General features: G+C 37.8%; 21 protein-coding genes and 1 riboswitch. Of the genes, 6 read left to right on the top strand and 15 right to left on the bottom strand.

All coding sequences use genetic code 11. The features are described from left to right. Positions 1-57 precede the first annotated feature (57 nt). The 12 genes from lpxA to rimO form a co-directional block, all read right to left on the bottom strand. A complete protein-coding gene (gene lpxA, locus MMY79_RS07500) occupies positions 58-846 on the bottom strand; it encodes an acyl-ACP--UDP-N-acetylglucosamine O-acyltransferase (protein WP_252612751.1) in 789 nt (262 codons plus the stop codon). Beyond that, positions 843-1,328: a 3-hydroxyacyl-ACP dehydratase FabZ gene (gene fabZ / locus MMY79_RS07495; RefSeq protein ID WP_003652176.1), complete on the bottom strand. Its 486-nt coding sequence runs from the start codon at positions 1,326-1,328 to the stop codon at positions 843-845. The genes lpxA and fabZ overlap by 4 nt, the downstream gene beginning before the upstream one ends. 6 nt (positions 1,329-1,334) lie before the next feature. Beyond that, positions 1,335-2,405: a UDP-3-O-(3-hydroxymyristoyl)glucosamine N-acyltransferase gene (gene lpxD, locus MMY79_RS07490; RefSeq protein WP_252612750.1), complete on the bottom strand. Its 1,071-nt coding sequence runs from the start codon at positions 2,403-2,405 to the stop codon at positions 1,335-1,337. Between the two features lie 4 nt (positions 2,406-2,409). Further along, entirely contained in the window at positions 2,410-2,910 is a 501-nt protein-coding gene (locus tag MMY79_RS07485) for an OmpH family outer membrane protein (RefSeq protein WP_003652178.1), read from the bottom strand. A 40-nt stretch (positions 2,911-2,950) separates the two neighbouring features. Next, a complete protein-coding gene (gene bamA / locus MMY79_RS07480) occupies positions 2,951-5,473 on the bottom strand; it encodes an outer membrane protein assembly factor BamA (RefSeq protein WP_252612749.1) in 2,523 nt (840 codons plus the stop codon). 37 nt (positions 5,474-5,510) lie between these two features. After that, positions 5,511-6,866: an RIP metalloprotease RseP gene (rseP, locus tag MMY79_RS07475; RefSeq protein WP_252612748.1), complete on the bottom strand. Its 1,356-nt coding sequence runs from the start codon at positions 6,864-6,866 to the stop codon at positions 5,511-5,513. Position 6,867: 1 nt separating this feature from the next. Continuing rightward, positions 6,868-8,064 (bottom strand): 1-deoxy-D-xylulose-5-phosphate reductoisomerase, encoded by a 1,197-nt coding sequence (gene ispC / locus MMY79_RS07470; RefSeq protein ID WP_252612747.1) that lies wholly within the window; start codon positions 8,062-8,064, stop codon positions 6,868-6,870. Further along, the gene (locus tag MMY79_RS07465; RefSeq protein WP_252612746.1) at positions 8,065-8,889 is read right to left on the bottom strand and encodes a phosphatidate cytidylyltransferase; all 825 of its coding nucleotides are present in this window, start codon (positions 8,887-8,889) and stop codon (positions 8,065-8,067) included. Next, positions 8,889-9,641 carry a polyprenyl diphosphate synthase gene (gene uppS / locus MMY79_RS07460; protein ID WP_004791854.1) on the bottom strand — a complete coding sequence of 251 codons (753 nt, stop codon included), beginning with the start codon at positions 9,639-9,641 and terminating at the stop codon, positions 8,889-8,891. Before uppS ends, MMY79_RS07465 begins: the two co-directional genes overlap by 1 nt. 5 nt (positions 9,642-9,646) lie before the next feature. Further along, positions 9,647-10,201, bottom strand: a complete 555-nt coding sequence (gene frr, locus MMY79_RS07455; protein ID WP_252612745.1) for a ribosome recycling factor — start codon at positions 10,199-10,201, stop codon at positions 9,647-9,649. An 85-nt stretch (positions 10,202-10,286) separates the two neighbouring features. After that, entirely contained in the window at positions 10,287-11,015 is a 729-nt protein-coding gene (gene pyrH, locus MMY79_RS07450; protein WP_004791851.1) for a UMP kinase, read from the bottom strand. Between the two features lie 50 nt (positions 11,016-11,065). After that, complete coding sequence (gene rimO, locus MMY79_RS07445) at positions 11,066-12,409, bottom strand: 30S ribosomal protein S12 methylthiotransferase RimO (protein WP_252612744.1); 1,344 nt, start codon at positions 12,407-12,409, stop codon at positions 11,066-11,068. Between the two features lie 342 nt (positions 12,410-12,751). On the opposite strand from rimO, the gene glnL reads away from it, so the two are divergent. The 5 genes from glnL (at position 12,752) to MMY79_RS07415 (ending at position 17,994) form a co-directional block, all read left to right on the top strand. Then, positions 12,752-13,861 (top strand): nitrogen regulation protein NR(II), encoded by a 1,110-nt coding sequence (gene glnL / locus MMY79_RS07435; protein WP_004791847.1) that lies wholly within the window; start codon positions 12,752-12,754, stop codon positions 13,859-13,861. Further along, entirely contained in the window at positions 13,848-15,341 is a 1,494-nt protein-coding gene (glnG, locus tag MMY79_RS07430; protein WP_252612743.1) for a nitrogen regulation protein NR(I), read from the top strand. The genes glnL and glnG overlap by 14 nt, the downstream gene beginning before the upstream one ends. A 252-nt stretch (positions 15,342-15,593) precedes the next feature. Continuing rightward, positions 15,594-16,247, top strand: a complete 654-nt coding sequence (locus tag MMY79_RS07425) for a TetR/AcrR family transcriptional regulator (protein ID WP_252612742.1) — start codon at positions 15,594-15,596, stop codon at positions 16,245-16,247. A 112-nt stretch (positions 16,248-16,359) separates the two neighbouring features. Then, the gene (argF, locus tag MMY79_RS07420; protein ID WP_252612741.1) at positions 16,360-17,277 is read left to right on the top strand and encodes an ornithine carbamoyltransferase; all 918 of its coding nucleotides are present in this window, start codon (positions 16,360-16,362) and stop codon (positions 17,275-17,277) included. 192 nt (positions 17,278-17,469) lie between these two features. Then, positions 17,470-17,994 (top strand): protein tyrosine phosphatase family protein, encoded by a 525-nt coding sequence (locus tag MMY79_RS07415; protein ID WP_252612740.1) that lies wholly within the window; start codon positions 17,470-17,472, stop codon positions 17,992-17,994. On the opposite strand, the gene ispF is transcribed toward MMY79_RS07415, so the two are convergent. Further along, a complete protein-coding gene (gene ispF / locus MMY79_RS07410) occupies positions 17,982-18,473 on the bottom strand; it encodes a 2-C-methyl-D-erythritol 2,4-cyclodiphosphate synthase (RefSeq protein ID WP_004791837.1) in 492 nt (163 codons plus the stop codon). The genes MMY79_RS07415 and ispF overlap by 13 nt on opposite strands. A gap of 99 nt (positions 18,474-18,572) precedes the next feature. Between ispF and MMY79_RS07405 the strand changes: the two genes are divergently transcribed. Continuing rightward, on the top strand, positions 18,573-19,217 hold the full coding sequence (locus MMY79_RS07405) for a hypothetical protein (RefSeq protein ID WP_252612739.1): 645 nt from the start codon (positions 18,573-18,575) through the stop codon (positions 19,215-19,217). 44 nt (positions 19,218-19,261) lie between these two features. On the opposite strand, the gene MMY79_RS07400 is transcribed toward MMY79_RS07405, so the two are convergent. Together MMY79_RS07400 and MMY79_RS07395 are read right to left on the bottom strand one after the other, a co-directional pair. Then, positions 19,262-20,506 (bottom strand): D-amino acid dehydrogenase, encoded by a 1,245-nt coding sequence (locus MMY79_RS07400; protein ID WP_252612738.1) that lies wholly within the window; start codon positions 20,504-20,506, stop codon positions 19,262-19,264. 175 nt (positions 20,507-20,681) lie between these two features. Further along, a riboswitch (glycine riboswitch) is annotated at positions 20,682-20,769 on the bottom strand. A 150-nt stretch (positions 20,770-20,919) separates the two neighbouring features. Continuing rightward, positions 20,920-21,411, bottom strand: coding sequence for a hypothetical protein (locus tag MMY79_RS07395; protein WP_252612737.1), 492 nt, complete (start codon positions 21,409-21,411; stop codon positions 20,920-20,922). Positions 21,412-21,417 lie beyond the last annotated feature (6 nt).

Here is a 21,417-nt window from a genome sequence, read left to right as displayed (position 1 = left end):
AATTTTAAGAAAAAAAAAGACACTGCAATATGCAGTGTCTTTTTTTAATAAATTTTCTTAGCGAACAATACCACGCTCTGACTTTTCAACAGAGTCAATTAATAATTGAGCTTCTGGAACATTCGGAAGAATATCGCTTTTAATCTGTGCAACAGCTTGAACAGAGGTAAGTCCTGATTTAAAAATTAATTTATAAGCCTCTCTGAGGCCTTGAATTGTATTTTTAGACCAACCCTTTCTACGCATTCCTTCGGTATTAATACCAAATGCATGGGCTGGGTTACCAGAAGCCATAACGTAGGCTGGTACATCCTTTAAAATTAGTGATGCTCCACCCACCATACTGTAAGAATCGATTTTACAGAATTGATGAATGCCAGAATTACCACCAATAATCGTGTGATCACCTATGTGTACATGTCCAGCAACACCAACATTATTCGCGAAAATATTATGGTCACCAACAATACAATCATGTGCAATATGTGTATTAACCATCAATAGGTTATGACTTCCTATTTTAGTTAAAGCATTATCTTGCACAGTTCCTCTATGTAAACTGCAATGTTCACGAATTAAATTATGATCACCAATCTCTAACCAGGTTTCTTCACCTTGATATTTCAAGTCTTGACAAACTTCACCAACACTTGCGAACTGGAAAATCTCATTATTTTGACCAATTTTGGTAAAACCACCCACCACTACATGTGAATGTAGCTTAGTACCCGCGCCAATCGTCACATTTGGACCGATAACGCAATAAGGTCCTATCTGGACATCTGGAGCAATCACTGCAGATGGATCAATAATGGCCGTAGAATGAATTAAGTCGTGATTGCTCATGCCTGCTCTGTTTTTTGGTGTGAAATCATAATTTCAGCGGTTGTTGCTACAATACCGTCCACGGTAGCTGTACAATTATATTTGTAGATACCGCGTTTTTGCATTACTAATTCAGATTTTAATACAAGTTGGTCACCAGCAACTACTTGTTTTTTAAATCTAACCCTTTCCGCACCAGCAAAGAGGAATAAAGAACCTGGTTTTGGCGTTTCATTGTTCATAATAAACCCTAGAACACCTGAAACTTGAGCTAATGCTTCTACAATTAGAACACCAGGCATAATTGGATATTCTGGGAAATGTCCCTGTAGGAACTCTTCATTGATAGAAACATTTTTATAACCAACAATACTATTGTCAGTAACTTCAGTCACACGATCAACCAATAAGAAAGGATAACGATGCGGCAAATATTGACGAATCGTTTGAATCTGCATTGGTAATTCAGGGATGGCAAATTTAGGTGTAGTTGACTCGGTCATAATATTCTATTTACGCAAATTAAAGGTTGATTCAAGAGACTCTATTTGAGCTTGTATATGATCAAGTCGTTTAGTGATTTGGGTCAATGGCACATCTGCTAATTGTCGTAAGCGTACAATTGTCTTTTTCCAATGGCTATTTTCAAATAATCCAATCCCTGAAGAGTAAGTACCAGCTTCAGAAATATTTTTTGTGACCATTGACATTCCGGTCAAAGTCACATTATCAGCAATAGAAAGGTGCCCTGATACACCGCAAGCCCCTGCTAGAATACAGTTTTTGCCAATTTTAACACTGCCAGCAATTCCACATTTAGCAGCGATAGCTGTATTCGAACCAATATGAACGTTATGTGCGATTTGCACAAGGTTATCAATAATGACCCCATCTTCCAAAATTGTGTTATCGAGTGCACCTCGATCAATACTACAATTTGAACCAATGCGAACATCATTACCAATAATAACTGAACCCAATTGAGCAATGCGATGCCACTTTCCTTGATATGGTGCAAAGCCAAAGCCCTCACTACCAATTACAGTACTTGCATGAACTCGCACACGATCAAATAATTTAGATCCACCAGTAATAGTGACATGAGCATCAATAAAACAATCTTTTCCAACTTCCACATTATCATCCAGTCGAGTATGAGACTGAATAATTGTGTTATCACCTACCACACAATTTTCGCCAATTACGACATAATGACCAATATATGCTGTTTCAGAAACGATCGCAGAAGGATGAATTTGAGCAGTACTTTCTATACCTACCGATGTAATTTTTTTATCAAAAACATGTGTAAGTATTGCAAAAGCTAAATAAGGATTATCAACAATAATAAAATTTTGTTTGTCAGGAAGCTGTTCTTTAATAGGGCTTGTAACAATGTACGCACCCGCACGGCTAGCCTTTGCTTGATCAATATACTTTTCGCCATTCACGAAAGCAATTTGATGAGTTTCAGCATTTTCTAAACTTGCTAAGTTTATAAATTGAAGACTACCCGTACCTACTAGCTCACCATTTACCAGGTGAGCTAGTTCATCTAAACGATAATGTTGCACTTTCATTAATTTATTTCATTGAATTAACCTTTTGTATCATTTTATCAGTTAAATCATATTTAGCGTCATAGGCAACAGTTGAATTTTTATTCAAAATGAAGTCAAGATTATTTTCTTTTCGTAATTGTTCAGCTGCTTGCTTCACACGAGTCTCAAAAGTTGAGTTCATTCCTTGCAAACTAGTTTGAACTTTTGACTGCAAACCTTGTTGAGTAGAATTAAATTCATTGAGTTTTGTCTGATATTGCGCCTGAAGCTTTTTAATATCATCTTCTTTCATTTTTTGCCCTTGAGTTTGGGCTTGACGCTGAAGACCTTCCAATTCTTTACCCAACTGCTCAAGACGAGTTGTAGTTGGCTTAACTGATTGATTTAAACTTGCGTTTTGTTGCTTTAAATAAGCACTATTTTCAACAACTTTAGCAAGATCAATAACGCCATAACCAGCAGCGTTAGTCATAGCAGAAACTGTCAAACCTAGTCCCAACATTAATATATTTAATTTTTTCATTTAAATTTGTGTCCTTATTTCATGTTTAGTCAAGTCGTACTTAGAAAGTACGACCGATTTCAAACTGGATCTCTTTAGTTTCATCACCAGGCTTATCATTTAGAGGGAATGCATAGCTAAGAGATAATGGTCCGATCATGGTGATCCATGTGAAGCCAACACCTACGCTATAACGCATATTACCTAAGTCGAAACCATAGTTATCTTCACAGTATTTTTTAGCATCTGCAATTTGCTGACCATTCATAATCATAGAATAAGAACCAACGTCACACTTGGTATCGAATACCTGACCACCTTCAGCAAAAAGAACTGGTCGTACTTGACGAGTCCAATCTCCCTTGAATGGCAATGGCAAAGCCAACTCTGTGCCAAACTGCACTAGAGCATTACCACCGACTTCTTCTGGAGAAGAGTCATCTTTACCTTCTTCTTGTAAATTTACACTTGAATATTTCGGACCCAAGGTACTGTTATCATAACCACGAACTGAGCCATAACCACCGGCATAGAAGTTTTTATAGAATGGTAAATCATTACCATAGCCTAACTTACCATAGCCACGCAGTACAAAGCCTGTAGTACCAATAGGGAAAAATGCCTGAGCATCATAAGTTGCTTTTTGATAGTCAACATCACTACCTGGTAAACCAATTTCCAAACCTACACGATGTGACATACCTGAAGTTGGGAAAATTGGGCGGTTTAATGTGTTATATGACCAACCTAAATTCAGATTATAGGTAAAGAACTCACCTTCAAATGCATTTTCATAAGTTCTTTGGCCACCCTCTTTACATTCAGTGCCAGTGATAACACCATTTTCATCTTTTATAGGAATTTGATTATCAATTGGGCAATAAGTTTCTGTACCTGTTGCTTTACCACCATTTGCCTTCAAGTAGTCACGGACATAGGTAGAAACAAAGGGACCTGTGGTTACTTTAGTATTATCAATACCAACTGAGGCACTTAAACTTTGATTTTCATCAATTGGATAACCAAAACTTAAACTACCACCGAAACTATCGGTAACGTAGTTATTAACGTTATAATCATCATTTAGCTTTGTTTTACGATAGTAAACGTTATAACCTCGGCTTACCCCATCAATTGTAAAGTAAGGGTCGGTAACACTTAAGTTATAGTAATCTTGAGTTTCAGAACGAGATAAATCGATCGCAACACGGTTACCCGTTCCCATAAAGTTAGTTTGGCTCAAACCTGCCTGGAATGTAATACCACCACTTTGTGAGTAACCTACCGCTAATGTTGTAGTTCCCGAGTGTTGTTCTTCAACATTTACGTTTAAATCCACCTGATCTGGTGAGTTTGGAATACGTGCTGGTTTAATATCAACAGTTTTAAAGAATCCTGTGCGCTCTAAACGAACTTTAGACAAGTCAATTTTTTCATTACTCGCTAAAGCACCTTCCATTTGACGCATTTCACGACGCAATACTTCATCGGCAGTTTTACTGTTACCTGTAAAGTTAATACGACGCACAGTAACTTGCTGACCTGGATTTACATAGTAATTTAAGTCAACAAGACCTGTATCATTATTAATTTGTGGAACAATATTCACATCTGCAAAGTAATAACCAGCATTACCGTATTTACGCAATAATAATTGCTTAACAGCATTTACTTTTTCTTGCGAATAAGTGTCACCGTCTTTATAGATTTTTAAAGCTTGTAACTCTTGTGGCTTATAAAGTGCATCACCCAAAAATTTGGTTTGTCCAAATTTAAATTGACTGCCTTCCTCTACAGCAACTTCAATAAAGATATTCTTTTTATCTTCACTAATATTAAGCTGCGAGTTATTGATATGGAAATTAATATAACCCTTATTCAGATACATCGCACGCAAAGCTTCAAGACTCGCTGCCATTTTCTCTCTAGCATAACGGTCATTACGAGTTACAACTGAAGCCCAACCGCTTTCTTTAACTGCGAAAGCTTGCTTAATTTCACTGTCTTTAAAAACAGTATTACCAATAATATTGATATTAAAAACTTTAGCGGCTGTACCTTCATTAAAATTTAATTTAAGTTCAACACGGTTATTTGGACGAGCTATCGTATCAACCGTTACATCAGCATCGTAACGACCTTGCTGGGTATATTGCTGTTCTAATTCAGTTTCAATTGTTTGTAAAGCTGACTTCTTAAAAACTTCGCCTTCAGCAATGCCCATTTTTTTAAGGCCTTGCTCTAAAGCCTCTTTAGGAATAAGTTTGTTACCCTTAAATTCAAGTTTTGAAATAATTGGGCGCTCTACGACATTAAAAACTAAAGTATCGTTGTCTCTTGAGGCTTTAATATCGTCAAAAAGTCCAGTGGCATACAATATTCGAATTGCTTCTGCGATCATCGGTTCATTAACGCGATCACCACTGTTGATTGGCAACATGGTAGAAACATTTGCAGGAGTAAGACGGACTAAACCATCTACACGAATATCTCGAACAACGAAATCATCAGCTGCATATGCTTGTTGTACCGCTGCCATAGCGCTAACAAGTGCCAAAGGCATTAAAAAATGTGTGTGCCGCATGCCAGTTTTTTCCAGTAAGTTATAAATCCATATACGTTTACAAACGCATAAAATCGTTAAATAAAGCCAAAAGCATCATACTACCGAGCAGTACCATACCAATTTTTAGACCAAACATTTGTATTTGTTCAGAAACAGGCTTCCCACGAATAGCCTCAATAATGTAATAAACCAGATGTCCGCCATCTAGCATTGGAATTGGTAATAAATTTAAAATTCCAAGACTTACACTCATTAAAGCCATAAATGAGATAAAAGTCTGCCATCCCATTTCTGCACTTTGTCCCGCTACTTTTGCGATTGTAATTGGACCAGAAAGATTCTCTAAACCGATTAAACCCTTAACCATTTTTACTATTGAACTCAATATCATGCTAGAAATTTGACCAGTTTTATCTAGTGACATCTCGAAAGCTTGTATTGGAGTATATTGAATTGTTTGCTTATATTCGTCAGGAATTGTAATTTTTCCCGCATCACTTTTCACACCCAAAACACCACTCACTTGCCCCATGTTATCTCGTTTTCCTTGAGGCATGACTTGCAAATGAACTAACTGACTATTACGCAACACATCAATATTGAGTAATTTTTCTGGAGAATGTTGTACTACCTCAACAACATCAAACCAGTCTTTCATAGCTTGACCATTAATTGAAACAATACGATCGCCTACTTTCATTCCTTGACGAATTGCAGCTCCATCTTGAGTTAATTCAGTGACAATAGCAGGAATAACAGGACGGTATGGTAAAAAACCTAACACATCTAAAGCTGATTCATTCTGGTTTTTTAGGAAGTCTTTAATTGGTAAAACAATATTTTTTTCAGTACCTGCACGGTCTACATCAACATTTACACTACCAGTTTCGCCTACACGATCAATCAAAGCAAAGTTAAGTTTTTCCCAAGTTTGCGTTTCTTTCCCATCAATCGCAATAATCTTGTCACCAACTTGCATTTGTGCAGTTGCTGCTGGTGAGTTCGGTATAACTTTACCGACTCTAGTATTCAATTGTTCTTGGGCTGGTAAAAATAAAATCCAGAAAAGTAAGACAGCAAAAATCAGGTTAATTAATGGGCCAGCTACAACAATTGCTATACGTTTCCATGGTTTTTGACGGTTAAATGCATAAGGTAAATCATGCTCTGCAACATTACCTTCACGCTCATCGAGCATTTTTACATAGCCGCCCAATGGAAGAGCTGAAAGTTGATATTTAATTCCAGATTTTTTTGATGTCCACTTGAGTAATGTAGGTCCAAAACCAATGGAATACACTAAAACTTTAACACCTAATTTTCGTGCCACCCAATAATGACCGAACTCATGAATTGCAATTAAAGGACCAAGTAAAAGAGCCGCTGCTGCAATCATAAATAATGCACTCATTTCAGCCTCCTATACTTGATATATATTGCTGTGCTACACGTCGTGCTATTTCATCTTTAGCTAAAATGCACTCAATATTTTCAGCAACTGAATTTTCCAATTTTTGCAAAGTATGCTCTACCACTTGTGGGATATTTGTAAATCCAATCTGTTCCTTTAAAAATGCAGCAACAGCAACTTCATTTGCAGCATTTAAAATAGTAGGCGCCAAACCTCCCGCACGCATTGCTTGACGAGCCAAATCAAGTGCTGGGAATTTTTGAATATCTGGCGCTTGAAAATTAAGCTGAGAATATTCAAATAAATTTAAAGCAGGAACACTTGTCTGTAAACGCTCAGGCCATGCTAAAGCATGTGCAATTGGCGTACACATATCTGGATTACCCATTTGTGCCAATGTTGAACCATCCACGTATTGCACCATAGAATGAATAATACTTTGTGGGTGGACAACAACTGTAACAAAATGTTCAGATATTGAAAACAAATGGCACGCCTCAATCAACTCCAATCCTTTGTTCATCAAAGTAGCTGAGTCAACTGAAATTTTCTGCCCCATAGACCAATTGGGATGTTTACAAGCTTGCTGAGGTGTAACTTCTTTTAATTGCTCTAAAGAATGATTTAAAAAAGGGCCGCCAGAGGCTGTTAACAAAATTCTAGATACGCCCTGCTGTGGTTGCCCATTTCTTTCGGCTTCTAAATAATTATGAGGTAATGACTGAAAAATAGCGTTATGTTCTGAATCGACTGGCAATAACAATGCCTGATGATCACGTGCTGCTTGCATCATGATTTCACCAGACATAACCAAAGCTTCTTTATTTGCTAATAATACGCGTTTACCAGCTTTCACAGCAGCCAGAGTTGGTAACAAACCTGCAGCGCCAACAATTGCAGCCATAACAACATCAACATCTGGATGTGAAGCAATGCTTATCAGACCTTGCTCGCCAACCAAAATTTCAATATTTTGTAATTTATTATGTGCAAATAGAGTTGTTAATTCGGCAACTTTCTGCTCAGGAACAACCACAACTTTTGGTTGGAAATGTTTGCAAATTTCAACTAACTCAGAAATTCGACTATGAGCTGAAACTGCAAACACTGAATACTTATCAGGATGTTGATTTAAAATTTTTAAGGTACTTTGACCAATGGAACCGGTTACACCTAATATGCAAACAGATTGTGTCATCTATAAATCTACACCAATAAGTTTTAATATATACATTCCCGTTGCAAAGATCGGGGCTGCAGCAAGTAAAGAATCAATACGATCTAACACACCACCATGACCAGGCAGAACACGACCCGAATCTTTAATACCGGCACGACGTTTAATCATTGACTCAAATAAGTCACCTAAAACTGAACCAAATACTGTAATTAATGACAATATAAGAAACAGAATTTGCTGAATTAAAGTTAAATTTAGATAATGATATTGCACAACTACCATTATTACTACGGTCGTAATAAGACCACCGTACAAACCTTCTACTGATTTATTAGGGCTTACAGTTGGAGCTAGTTTTCTTTTTCCAAATTTACGACCAACAAAGTAAGCACCACTATCTGCACCCCATACAAGCAAGAACAGATACATTAACCACCATGGTGAACTTTGCCATACTACAAAAATTGATGTTACCGCAGCGCAGACTAGAATTATGCCAATCACATACAAGGTCGCATTATACCAACCATCAAATTCAGGAAATGACTTAACCCAATATACACTAACAATCCAAGTCAAAATTGAAGCAGACCACAAAAGCAATGCAATATCGTGGAAAAATAGGGCGACACCTGAAACAAATGCAACAAGCAGACCGTAACACCAAGCTTTAGGTTTTACAGCATTTGCAGTTTCGCGAGGCATTAATTTATACCACTCATACCCCGCTACCCCTGCTGCAACAATCATAAGAACCAACATTGGATAATGTGATTGCGTAGCAAACATACAGCCTAAAACAACTGCAACAAGTACCAATGCGGTAACAATCCGCTCTAACATTATAAATTCTCTATTTTCTCTTGCTGAATTTGTTCAGATGTTTTGCCAAAACGACGTTCACGCCCTGAAAAAACATTCAATGCATGATCGAACTCTTTTACTGTAAATTCTGGCCATAAAGCTTCGGTAAAATACAGTTCCGCATAAGCTGCTTGCCACAACAAGAAATTAGATATGCGATAATCTCCGCCTGTGCGGATTAATAAGTCCACAGCTGGCAGATCGTTTAGACTGACATATTTTTCGAACAAATCAACATTTATTTGATCAGCACTAAATTCACCACGGGAGACGGCCTCTGCAACCTGTTTTGCTGCATTAGCAATGTCCCACATCCCACCATAGCTTATTGCAATGGTTAGGGTCATGGTGTCATGGTGTGCTGTCTGTTGCTCTGCATCTTCCATTAAGGCAACTAAGTGTGAGGATAATCGAGAACGATCACCGATAAAACGCAAAGCAATATTAAATTTCTTCATGCGAGGTATTTGCTCATGAATGCTTTCTTCCAGAAGCTTCATAAGCAGATCGACTTCATACTGCGGTCGATTCCAATTTTCACTTGAAAATGCAAAAACAGTTAAAGCACGAATACCAGTTTTTTTACAATGTTCAACGATAGGATCAAGAACATTTTTACCTTCCCTATGCCCATCACCTTTTTGCATTTGATTTTTTTTTGCAAAGCGGTTGTTGCCATCCATAATGATGGCAACATGCTTGGGAAGATGATACTCTTCAGAATCGGTCATAAAAATTAGACCTTCATCAATTCTGCTTCTTTCGCTGCAAGACGCTTGTCTACTTCTGCAACATATTTGTCAGTAATTTTCTGAATATCATCACCTGCACGGCGTTCATCATCTTCAGAAATCTCTTTTTCTTTCAACAATGCTTTGATATCACCTAATACATCACGACGAATATTACGAATCGCAACTTTTGCATTTTCAGCTTCGTTACGCGCAACTTTTTGCATATCACGACGTGTTTCTTCAGTTAATGCTGGTAAAGGTACACGAATTGCATCTGCTGTAATCGGGTTTAAACCAAGATCACTTTCACGGATTGCCTTATCAATAGCTGAAACCATTGTACGCTCAAATGGCTGAACAATAAGTGTACGAGAGTCTTCAATACCCACGTTTGCTACTTGATTTAATGGCACATCAGAACCGTAGTAAGGAACCATCACACCATTTAAGATTGATGGGTGTGCACGGCCAGTACGAACTTTAGCAAACCCGAGTTCTAAAGACTCTAGAGTTTTTGACATACGCTGTTCGCCGTCTTTTTTCAGATCGTTAATCATATGATCTACCTTACTTATTTATTCAAAGATATATTTAACAAATTTAATTTAGCGCTAGTATAAAGAGCTTTCGGTAACACGTACATTACTTAGTAACGCGCGTTCCTTCTTTTTCACCCATTACTACTGACAATAACGCACCTGATTTATTCATATCAAAAACTTGCAATGGCACGTTATGGTCACGACATAAGCAAATAGCAGTCAAATCCATAACACCAAGTTTTTCATCTAATACTTGGTCAAAAGTTAAATGATCGTATTTAACAGCATCATCATATTTACTTGGATCTTTATTATAAACGCCATCAACTTTAGTCGCTTTTAAAATCAAATTCGCTTCAATTTCAATGCCGCGTAGACATGCTGCTGTATCTGTTGTGAAAAATGGATTTCCTGTACCCGCAACAAAAACACAAACCTCACCTTGACTCAAATGACGAATCGCATCACGACTTGAGTAAGACTCTACCACTGTACCAATTGGCAATGCAGACATAAGACGAGTTCTGATGTTACGACGAACTAGAGCATCACGCATAGCTAAGCCATTCATTACAGTTGCAAGCATACCCATTTGATCGCCTGTTACACGACCAACTAGGCCATCTTTTTGCAACTGACTACCACGGTACAAATTACCGCCACCCACAACGATACCCACTTGCACACCCAAACCAACCAAATGTGCAATTGAAAGTGACATATGATCTAAAACTTGGGCATCGATACCCATATCTTTATTACCTGACAATGCCTCACCAGATAATTTTAATAGAATACGTGAATAACGTGGGCTAATTGTTTCCGCCATGACTTTGCTCCAAAACCTCTTAAACTGAATGCTCTTTAAATATATTTCGATTAAACCGATTTAATTTTAATTAACTTTGCAAATAAATCGTATTCATCTGCATCGGTAATTTCGACTTCCAATATATCGCCCGGTTGAATAGTGTTCTTATCGATATCTTCTACAAACACATTACCGTCAATTTCCGGAGCATCGGCATAAGAACGTGCAACGGCAACAGGATATTCGTCTTCTAAACCATCGACTAATACAGTCATCGTTTGACCAATGCGTTTTTGTAATTTGGCAGCAGATATTTGCTGCTGCACTTGCATAAAGCGCTCGTAACGCTCTTGCTTAATTTCTTCTGGCACATGATCGGGTAAATCATTTGCCGTAGCGCCTTCTACTGGTGAATAGGTAAAGCAGCCTACACGATCAAGTTGAGCTTCGACTAACCAATCTAACAAAATCTGGAAGTCTTCTTCAGTTTCGCCAGGAAAACCAACCACAAAAGTAGAACGGATCACAAGATCAGGGCATTTTTGACGCCATAACTTAATTTTTTCTAGTGTATTTTCACTATGTGCCGGACGCTTCATTAATTTAAGAACGCGTGGGCTTGCATGTTGGAAAGGAATATCAAGATATGGCAGGATTTTACCTTGAGCCATTAAATCGATAACTGCGTCAACATGTGGATATGGATAAACATAGTGTAAACGCACCCAGATACCCAATTGGCCGAGTGCTTCACACATGTCGAAGAATTTTGTCTTAACAGGCTGACCATTCCAGAAGTCAAGTTTGTACTTGGTATCTACACCATAAGCTGATGTATCTTGAGAAATAACCAAGATTTCTTTAACACCGGCTCTTTTAAGTGCCGCAGCTTCTTCCAATACACTACCAACTGGACGAGAAACCAAGTCACCACGCATACTTGGGATAATACAGAAGGTACAACGATGGTTACATCCTTCAGATATTTTTAAGTAAGCATAATGCTTTGGTGTTAAGCGAATTCCTTGTTCAGGAACCAAATCAATAAACGGATTATGTTTAGGTGGTGCTGGTACATATTCATGTACAGCTTCCATCACATCTTGATAAGCTGCCGCACCAGTAACCTTTAAAACGTTCGGATGCATTTGACGAATTTTATCTTCGTCTTTACCTAAGCATCCCGTAACGATTACTCGACCATTTTCACTCATGGCCTCGCCAATTGCATCTAGCGACTCTTGTACCGCAGATTCAATAAAACCACAGGTATTAACAACTACTAAATCAGCACCATCATAATCTGATGCAACTTGATAACCTTCAGTCTTTAACTGAGTTAAAATTCGTTCAGAATCTACCAATGCCTTAGGACAACCTAAAGAAACAAAACCGACTTTGGGGGTCTTCATGAATCTGCGCTCCACTTGAATGCGCGTATTGTATGTCTTTTCTTGTCTCAAGCATAGGTGGAAAGCCTACTCTTTGTGTAATGCACCAAAATACAACCAACATTTGCACCAAAACTCATCTTTGCACCAATTTAGATCATGTTATTATCTTGGCTAAAGCTATTTGTTTTGATCAAAAGATATAAAGAACGATTTCAGCGCGTTTTTAAGTACCTTAAAACTTTAAAATAACCCATAAACAAAGTTGGCGTATATTTTGCATCGTTCATGTTCTATAACGGTGAAAATCCGATAACCAATGAAGATGCCATTGCGCTATTTTAAGACAGGAACGATTCGCTAATGGATCAACACAACCCTATCGACTATCGCCTATTGGTAGACAACTTAACTACTGCGATTTTATTAATCGATAGTAACTTGAATATTTTTTATTTAAATTCTGCCTGCGAAGCACTATTTGATATTAGTTTGCTCCGTGCTTCAGGACAGCCCGTTTTAAACTTACTTCATGCCCCTGATGATACTTTCAATACACATGAAGCTTTATTAAACACTATAAAAACCGGACAACCTTATACGCGTCGAGAAGCTGTCATTAATGTCAACTTTAAAGACCTCCATGTGGATTACACAGTTTCTCAATTAAATGCAGGTAAAAGCTACCATCCATTATTGTTGATCGAACTCAACCCAATTGACCGCATGTTAAAGATTTCAAAAGAAGAAAATCTGGTTCAACAACATCAGGTCGCTAGGCAGCTTGTACGCGGCGTTGCACATGAAATTAAAAACCCACTTGCAGGTATCCGAGGAGCAACCCAGTTACTCGCTCGCAGTTTAAATGATAAGACTTATGCGGAATTCACCGATGTCATCATTAATGAAGTAGATCGTTTAACCAATTTGGCTGACACCATGTTAGGTTCTAGACAACTACCAAGCTATGAAAATGTTAACGTACACGAACCTTTAGAACGAGTACGCTCTCTTATTGCAAACCAAACAAAGAAAAAAATTAAAATTATACGTGACTATGATTTGTCTTTACCCGATGTGAATGCCGATCGCGATCAGTTAATCCAAGTCATGCTCAACATTAGTGTAAATGCAATTCAAGCCATAACAGAAAACAAAGCATTCTTTATCGATCATGAACCAGAACTAATTCTACGTACCCGCATACAACGCCTTGTCACAATCAATGGTGTGCTGAATCGATCTACGGTGCGAGTTGACATTGAGGACAATGGGCCGGGTATACCTGAGAGTATTTTAGAGTCAGTGTTTTATCCATTGGTTACCGGACGAGCAAAAGGTACTGGGCTTGGCCTGAGTATTGCACAGAATATTATGCATCAACATAATGGAATGATTGAATGCCAATCTGTTCCTGGAAAAACTATTTTTAGCTTATATTTACCTTGGGAGTCAGACCGTGTCGCGAAATAAAATATGGGTTATTGATGATGATCGCGCCATGCGATGGGTATTGGAAAAGACCTTTAAAGAAGAAGGTTTTGACGTTACCAATTTTGAAGAAGCTCAAACTGCGCTTGAACGTTTGCATCATGATGCTCCCGATGTCATCCTAACTGACATTCGAATGCCTGGAATTGATGGTTTAACTTTCTTATCCAAAGTCAAAAACTCTCATCCCGATTTACCTGTCATTATTATGACTGCACACTCTGATTTAGAGTCTGCTGTTTCAAGCTATCAAACAGGCGCTTTTGAATATTTACCGAAGCCATTTGATATTGATGAAGCTTTAGCCTTGGTCAATCGTGCAATCCTGCATATCAACAAGCTACAACAACAAGAAGCCACAAAAACAGCTTCACCTCTTCAATCAACAGAAATTATTGGCGAATCTCCAGCAATGCAGGAGGTTTTCCGTGCTATTGGTCGTTTATCTCAGTCTCATATTACCGTTTTAATTAATGGTGAATCAGGTACAGGTAAAGAACTAGTTGCGCATGCCTTACACAAGCATTCTCCACGCCGCGCTAAGCCTTTTATTGCTTTAAATATGGCGGCTATTCCAAAAGACTTGATTGAAACCGAGTTATTTGGTCATGAAAAAGGTGCATTTACAGGCGCAAACACTCAACATCAAGGTCGCTTTGAACAAGCAAATGGTGGAACACTATTCCTTGATGAAATTGGTGACATGCCATTTGAAACACAGACTCGACTCCTTCGTGTACTCGCTGACGGTGAATTTTATCGTGTAGGCGGACATATTCCAGTTAAAGTTGATGTTCGAATTGTGGCAGCAACACATCAGGATTTAGAAAAACTGGTAAATGAAGGTCGCTTTCGTGAAGACTTATATCACCGCTTAAATGTAATTCGTATTCACATTCCTAAACTTGCTCATCGCAGTGAAGATATACCAATGCTGGCTCAGCATTTTCTTGCACGTGCAGGTAAAGAACTTGGCGTAAGTCCAAAAATCTTACGTACCGAGACAACAGACTATATGCAACAGTTGCCATGGCCCGGTAACGTTCGACAACTTGAGAACACGTGTCGCTGGTTAACTGTAATGATTACTGGACGTGAAGTTTATCCAGAAGATTTACCTTCCGAACTCAAACAGGTTCCATTACAAAAGAATAGCGACTCTGGACAACCTGCCCCTTCATTTGAACGCATTTCCTTACACCATTGGGATGAATTACTAAATCAATGGGCAATTCAAAAGCTTAAGAATGGCGAAATGAAGATTTTAGATATCGCTACGCCAATGTTTGAACGCACCTTAATTAATGCAGCTTTACAACAAACGCGTGGACGAAAACGTCATGCAGCAGAATTACTGGGTTGGGGTCGCAATACTTTAACTCGCAAGTTAAAAGAACTTGGAATGGAATCTGCTGACGATGATGAAGAAGATGAACATAAGGTTTCTCAAACTGAAGCTTAAAAAACTTATCCTTTAAATTAAAAGCGGCTAAGACATTCCTAGCCGCTTTATTTTTATTAAACTTAAAAATGAACATCAAGTTACATCATTAAATCTTTTCAGAACTCACTCTAAACTTATATTTTCTATTCATTTATTTTTTTAATTTCGTGATTACTGTTCAGCAGATGACCTAAAAAAATAGTGATGACCATCCTTAAAGATAGTTTTGCTATACTAAACAAGCAAAGTTAACCGTTGTTATAAAATTTTATGCATGATTCAGTCCTTGAGTCACATCATTCAGTATGTGAAAAACCCCAAACACGCAGAGGTATAGAACGTCGCTTAGCACTATTGCTAAGTGCGACCGAGCTGTTTCTGGATAAAGGATATGATGCCGTTTCTCTTGATGACATTGTTAATCATGCTGGGGGTTCAAAAGCTTCTATCTATAAATATTTTGGCAATAAAGATGGCTTATTCACCGCAATTTGCGACTATCGCCGTGAAATGTTCTTTAAAGATATTTCTATGCCCTTTCAACCATCCCAAACATCTTTACGCAACTATTTAATTCAAACACTCATTCGCTTTTATAATCATATTATTCAACCTGAACATATCGCTTTTTTACGTTTAATTATTGAACAAACACAATGCAATGCAACTTTGAGCAAATATCTATATGAAAAATGCGCTCAAAATATACAAAACACAATTGCTCAGGCGCTTCTAATTTCCCATCAGGCTGAAGAAATTCTTTGCACATCTCCCGATCATTCTTCGTTAATGTATTTTGGAATTTTACGCGATATAGAATGGCGTGTAATTATGGGGATGCCTTTACCGACTGATGAGAAAGAAGTAATTGATTATATTAACTATTGTGTTGATATTTTCTTAAGAGGCCATCATAAAGTCTAATTCTTTTGCATTTTAAAATCCTTATAGTATAGTAGACTTCTTTTTTTCCACATCCACCCAGCCAACAACAGATAATTGTTGTATTTCATAGCAATTATTATGGAGTAGCTACATGGCTCTAAGACATTTCCTGACTTTACGTGATCTATCCACTCTAGAACTTAATCGCATTTTAGAACGCGCAAGCGAGCTTAAAAAAATGCAGCATGGCAATAAGGTATATCAACCTTTTGTTGGTAAAGTATTGGGAATGATTTTTGAGAAATCAAGCACGCGCACACGTATCTCTTTTGAAGCAGGCATTAACCAATTTGGTGGTAGCGCAATATTCCTATCGCCTCGCGACACTCAATTAGGCCGTGGTGAACCGATTGAAGACTCAGCACGTGTAATTTCAAGTATGCTTGATATCGTGATGATTCGTACTTTTGGTCATGACATTGTTGAACGTTTTGCATCATATTCAAAAGTTCCTGTGATTAACGGTTTGACAGATGATCATCATCCTTGCCAGTTACTTGCAGATTTACAAACTTATAATGAACACCGCGGTAGCATCAAAGGCAAAACTGTTGCTTGGATTGGTGATGGCAACAACATGTGTAACTCATATATTGAAGCTGCACACATGATGGGCTTTAAACTCAAAATTGCATCACCGAAAGGATATGAACCTAAACCTGAATTTTTAGCAGAGTTTGGTCATTGTGTGGAAGTTTTTGACAATGCAGAAGATGCTGCTGTAAATGCTGACCTCATTGTGACAGATGTATGGGCAAGCATGGGACAAGAAGAAGAACAGAAGCTTCGTGAAAGAGCCTTTGCTGCTTTTCAAGTCAATGAAAAATTAATGGGCCTTGCTCATCCTGAATGTTTATTCATGCACTGCTTACCTGCTCATCGTGGCGAAGAAATTTCTGAAACTATGCTTGATCATAAAAATGCAGTGGTATGGGATGAAGCAGAAAATCGTCTTCATGCTCAAAAAGCTTTAGTCGAATTTTTATTGAATGAAAATCTAAAATTTTAATTATTTAGAAAAAAACAGCATCTTTATGATGCTGTTTTTTTTATTTTATAAAACTTGTACTTTTCCAGTTAATTATTTTTAAAGTTTTGATAACGTTGTCGAATATATAAGCAGGCTGTATTTCAACTATTCCCTAGAATCGTGTATAACATTCTACACAATAAGCTAAGCCTACTCTCGTAGAGTGCGATCATGACTACCCTTGAACAATCATTATCTCAAATTCCCGCATTTTCAATTATTCATGAACATTTATTTAGTTCAGCACAGCCTTCTGCTGAACAACTGAAACTGATTAAAGAATATGGTTGCAGTACAATCATTAATCTCGCTTTAAGTAACGCACCAAATCATATTGAAAATGAAGATCGTATTTGTTTAGACCTCGGTTTAAATTACATTCATATTCCAATTGGCTGGGAAACTCCATCTGCTGAGCAATGTTTATTGGTACTCGATCTTATTGATCATTTAGTCCAGAATGAAATTGTCTGGATTCACTGTACTAAAAATGATCGCTCTAGTTGCCTGATGTATGTTTATAGACAGTTTTATATGAATATGGACATGCCCACTTCCCAAGATTTACTTCATGAAATTTGGGAGCCTAATGAAACTTGGACAGGGCTTATTCATAGTATTACCTTACAGCTACAAGGCCGTAAGGCAACTCTTGAGCTTCAGCAGTCTTTACAACAAGCCGATCACTTGGTGTGATGAGAGACTAGAACAGTTGCTGTAGCTAAAATACCTTCTTGACGACCGGTAAACCCAAGTTTTTCGGTTGTCGTTGCTTTAATACTGATTTGATTAACATCTACATTTAAAACATCAGCAATGCTTTGACGCATTTCCAAATTATGTTTAGCTAATTTTGGACGCTCACAAGCCACTGTAATATCCGCATTATTCAACTGATAACCACGGTCTAAGATTAACTGGTAAACATGCTTTAATAGTACTCGGCTGTCCGCACCCTTAAATTCTGGATCAGTGTCAGGAAAATGTTGCCCTATATCTCCAAGTGCCAAAGTACCTAACAAAGCATCACACAAAGCATGGAGCACAACATCACCATCAGAGTGAGCTTTCAAGCCATGCGTATGTGGAATTTGAATGCCAGCCAATGTAACGAAGTTCCCCTCTTCAAAGGCATGCACATCCATTCCTTGTCCAATGCGAATTTGAGCAACCATATAACTATTACCTTCCATAAAAACTTAAGAAATCTTGTATTCAGCCTTTCTGTTTCGCTATAGTACACCTAGCAAAGTAGACTGAAAGTATAAGCGATCATGCTGTCTAATACTGATATGAATCAATTGAAAAGATTAAGTTTTGCCGTGACACTGAGTTGTTTATGTTCATCTCTTGTCTTTGCAGAATCCACAGACTGCCCCAATTCTGGAGCTGAGCTTAAAATCTGCTCAAAAAAATTTGGTGAATCGAGAAAGGAACTCAATAATAAATATCTTTCTGCATATTTAGTTACTGATGCCCCCTTACAGCTTTTACAGGATACACAAAAGTTATGGTCTAAGCATACTCAGCAATGTAAGAGCAATACATGCATTCAACAACAGTTTGACTTACGTACTGATGACCTAAATTTTTATGCATCACTTAAGCAAACGCTTACCCAACATTATCTTAAGTTTGAAAATGGACGTCTAGCAACACAGCCTGTTCACATTCAAGTCCATCAGCTCGCAAAAGATAAAATTAAGATTGAAGGAATAGCATATCGCAATCCAAATAACCGCAAAGAAACTCAAACGATTTCTTTGATGGCCTATAGTTCGCCTGAACAAAAAAGTGAAATTTTAGATAATGAACATAACTGTAAATATCAGTTTAATTTTCAAAAAGCATTACTTAATGTGAAAACCCAGCAAAAAGGCTGTGAGCGTTTTAGCGGAATCTACCGATTATATGATTAGTACGTTAAATAAAAGCCAGTGTTTGAACACTGGCTTTTTACTTTCTAGATCGGATATTTTTGAGCAATATCCTGACCAACTAAAACTGCGGTTGCCGCAGACAAAGTCCACCCTAAGTGCCCATGTCCTGTATTGTAGAAAATACGAGGTTGTTTAGATTGCTTCACTACAGGCAACATATTAGGCATCATCGGTCTTAGCCCAGCCCAAGGCACCACGTGCTCAGTTGAAATATCAAAGTTACGGTTTACCCAATTTACTAAAGGTTGAATACGATCAGCCCGTATATCGCGGTTGTAACCATTAAATTCAGCAGTTCCCGCCACACGCAACCGATCTTTACCTAAACGAGAAGTCACAATTTTAGCACTCTCGTCTAGTAAGCTGACCCACGGTGCATTCTTTACACTTTGCTCATCTTTTAATTGCACGGTAATTGAATAACCTTTTACTGGGTAGACATTTACTCTCTCTCCAATCATATCGGCGAGTTGATAACTTCCCACACCACCGCACACTACAAGCACATCACCTTCGATTTGGATGCTATCGGATTCAACAAGATAAGGATGCTCTGCACTTGGCTGACAACTTACAATCACTTTGTCTGGATGACACTTAATATCTGTAACTTCCAGACCGAACTTATACTCAACACCGTATTGTTTAGTCTTTTCAGCCAAAGAGGTTGAATATTTATGAATATCCCCCGTTGCATCACTTGGTGTGTAATAACCACCAAAATATTCACCGGTTAACGATGGCTCTATCGTTTTCATTTCATCAGGTGAAACCGAATAACGCTCCAATTTACCTTTATTCAAGACATCATTGACTTGCTTAGCAACCTCGTAATCAGCCTTACTATGATACATATGAAGAATGCCACGTTTCTCCAAATCAAACTGAAGCTGCTCTTTTTCTGCAACTTCAAACAAGCGTTTACGAGCGAGTAACGCCAATCGGACCGTCTCAATCGTATTCGCTTCATAGTGTTTAATATGGGATAAAAACTCAACCAGCCAGCTATACTTATGCAAACTAAATGAAGGGTTCAGCAATAGCGGTGCATCTTTTTGTCTCATCCATTTAAAGCCCTTAACTACAGTGGCTTTTTGGTTCCATACTTCGGCATTACAAGCCGATAATTGCCCTCCATTGGCAAATGATGTTTCCATTGCAGGATATAGATGTCGATCAATCACTGTGACTTGATAACCCAGTTGTGATAATTCATAGGCAGAGGTAACCCCTGTGATTCCCGCACCTATCACAATAACATGTGGCATAACAGACTCCTCAGAAATGCAAAACATTTCATCAGTACAGCCCATCTGTCATTGGTACCTGAGAGTTTCGACCCCAACGTTACCTTTTAACGTTTAGATCTTCCCCTTCGGTGAGTTTATAATTTATAAGTTATTATTTTCAATTCTTATAAATCTAAGCTTCTCTCCAGATTTTTTAATTATTACAGTCCTTCTGCCTGAGAGTTTCCGGGCTTGTTGCTCCTTCGGCGGGTTCTTTCGAACCTCTCTCCCGCAATAATTTTGTATTTATATAAGCAATGTATCTGCCACTTTAAAAAAAACGCATTCTTTTCTTGTAAACTTTTGTACCAGCAATTCTTAAGTTATAAATCATTAATTTAATTATAAAAATAAAAAAGGTGAATTTTCGTAAATTCACCTTTTGTGTTTAATTAGAGTTTTCCATTGAGCACTGGGTCTGAAACTGTACCCTTCCATTGCTCACGCAAGGTTGGTAAATAAAATTTCTCACCAATAGTGACCAATTCCGCATCAATCAATGCGTGAACTTCGTGCATAAAAATATAATCAAGTGCAACCAAAGAGAGTTGATGATTTTTTTGTGCTGTTTTCTTACGTTTCGCTTGAGCTTGTTTCACTAACTCATTCGCAAAGTTTTTATCTTTATAAGCCGTAATTGCATTTAAACGAAGTTCAATAACACCCCATCCAGCCAATAGCTTTTTAAACACATCAAAGTCTTCTGAAGTTGATTCCCATGTTACATTTTCTAGATCATTATCATCAGGTAAAACTGGCAATAACAGGTCACCTGTACTTGGGAAAATCTTTTTAAGATTTAACAGAAACTTAACAGGCTGATCACCGGGATAATCATTAAATTGCACATGTTGTTGGGTATCTGTTAAATAAATAGAGAGCATTCAAAA

This window comes from Acinetobacter sp. XS-4 (genome assembly GCF_023920705.1).
GTDB lineage: Bacteria > Pseudomonadota > Gammaproteobacteria > Pseudomonadales > Moraxellaceae > Acinetobacter.
Note: the sequence above shows the minus strand (reverse complement) of the source record. Positions and strands in the feature narration are given on the sequence as shown.

What these genes read in the sequence shown, in the direction of transcription:
- lpxA (WP_252612751.1), bottom strand. Translation starts at nt 846, where the DNA reads ATGAGCAATCACGACTTAATTCATTCTACGGCCATTATTGATCCATCT.
- fabZ (WP_003652176.1), bottom strand. Translation starts at nt 1,328, where the DNA reads ATGACCGAGTCAACTACACCTAAATTTGCCATCCCTGAATTACCAATG.
- lpxD (WP_252612750.1), bottom strand. Translation starts at nt 2,405, where the DNA reads ATGAAAGTGCAACATTATCGTTTAGATGAACTAGCTCACCTGGTAAAT.
- MMY79_RS07485 (WP_003652178.1), bottom strand. Translation starts at nt 2,910, where the DNA reads ATGAAAAAATTAAATATATTAATGTTGGGACTAGGTTTGACAGTTTCT.
- bamA (WP_252612749.1), bottom strand. Translation starts at nt 5,473, where the DNA reads ATGCGGCACACACATTTTTTAATGCCTTTGGCACTTGTTAGCGCTATG.
- rseP (WP_252612748.1), bottom strand. Translation starts at nt 6,866, where the DNA reads ATGAGTGCATTATTTATGATTGCAGCAGCGGCTCTTTTACTTGGTCCT.
- ispC (WP_252612747.1), bottom strand. Translation starts at nt 8,064, where the DNA reads ATGACACAATCTGTTTGCATATTAGGTGTAACCGGTTCCATTGGTCAA.
- MMY79_RS07465 (WP_252612746.1), bottom strand. Translation starts at nt 8,889, where the DNA reads ATGTTAGAGCGGATTGTTACCGCATTGGTACTTGTTGCAGTTGTTTTA.
- uppS (WP_004791854.1), bottom strand. Translation starts at nt 9,641, where the DNA reads ATGACCGATTCTGAAGAGTATCATCTTCCCAAGCATGTTGCCATCATT.
- frr (WP_252612745.1), bottom strand. Translation starts at nt 10,201, where the DNA reads ATGATTAACGATCTGAAAAAAGACGGCGAACAGCGTATGTCAAAAACT.
- pyrH (WP_004791851.1), bottom strand. Translation starts at nt 11,015, where the DNA reads ATGGCGGAAACAATTAGCCCACGTTATTCACGTATTCTATTAAAATTA.
- rimO (WP_252612744.1), bottom strand. Translation starts at nt 12,409, where the DNA reads ATGAAGACCCCCAAAGTCGGTTTTGTTTCTTTAGGTTGTCCTAAGGCA.
- glnL (WP_004791847.1), top strand. Translation starts at nt 12,752, where the DNA reads ATGGATCAACACAACCCTATCGACTATCGCCTATTGGTAGACAACTTA.
- MMY79_RS07425 (WP_252612742.1), top strand. Translation starts at nt 15,594, where the DNA reads ATGCATGATTCAGTCCTTGAGTCACATCATTCAGTATGTGAAAAACCC.
- argF (WP_252612741.1), top strand. Translation starts at nt 16,360, where the DNA reads ATGGCTCTAAGACATTTCCTGACTTTACGTGATCTATCCACTCTAGAA.
- MMY79_RS07415 (WP_252612740.1), top strand. Translation starts at nt 17,470, where the DNA reads ATGACTACCCTTGAACAATCATTATCTCAAATTCCCGCATTTTCAATT.
- ispF (WP_004791837.1), bottom strand. Translation starts at nt 18,473, where the DNA reads ATGGTTGCTCAAATTCGCATTGGACAAGGAATGGATGTGCATGCCTTT.
- MMY79_RS07405 (WP_252612739.1), top strand. Translation starts at nt 18,573, where the DNA reads ATGCTGTCTAATACTGATATGAATCAATTGAAAAGATTAAGTTTTGCC.
- MMY79_RS07400 (WP_252612738.1), bottom strand. Translation starts at nt 20,506, where the DNA reads ATGCCACATGTTATTGTGATAGGTGCGGGAATCACAGGGGTTACCTCT.
- MMY79_RS07395 (WP_252612737.1), bottom strand. Translation starts at nt 21,411, where the DNA reads ATGCTCTCTATTTATTTAACAGATACCCAACAACATGTGCAATTTAAT.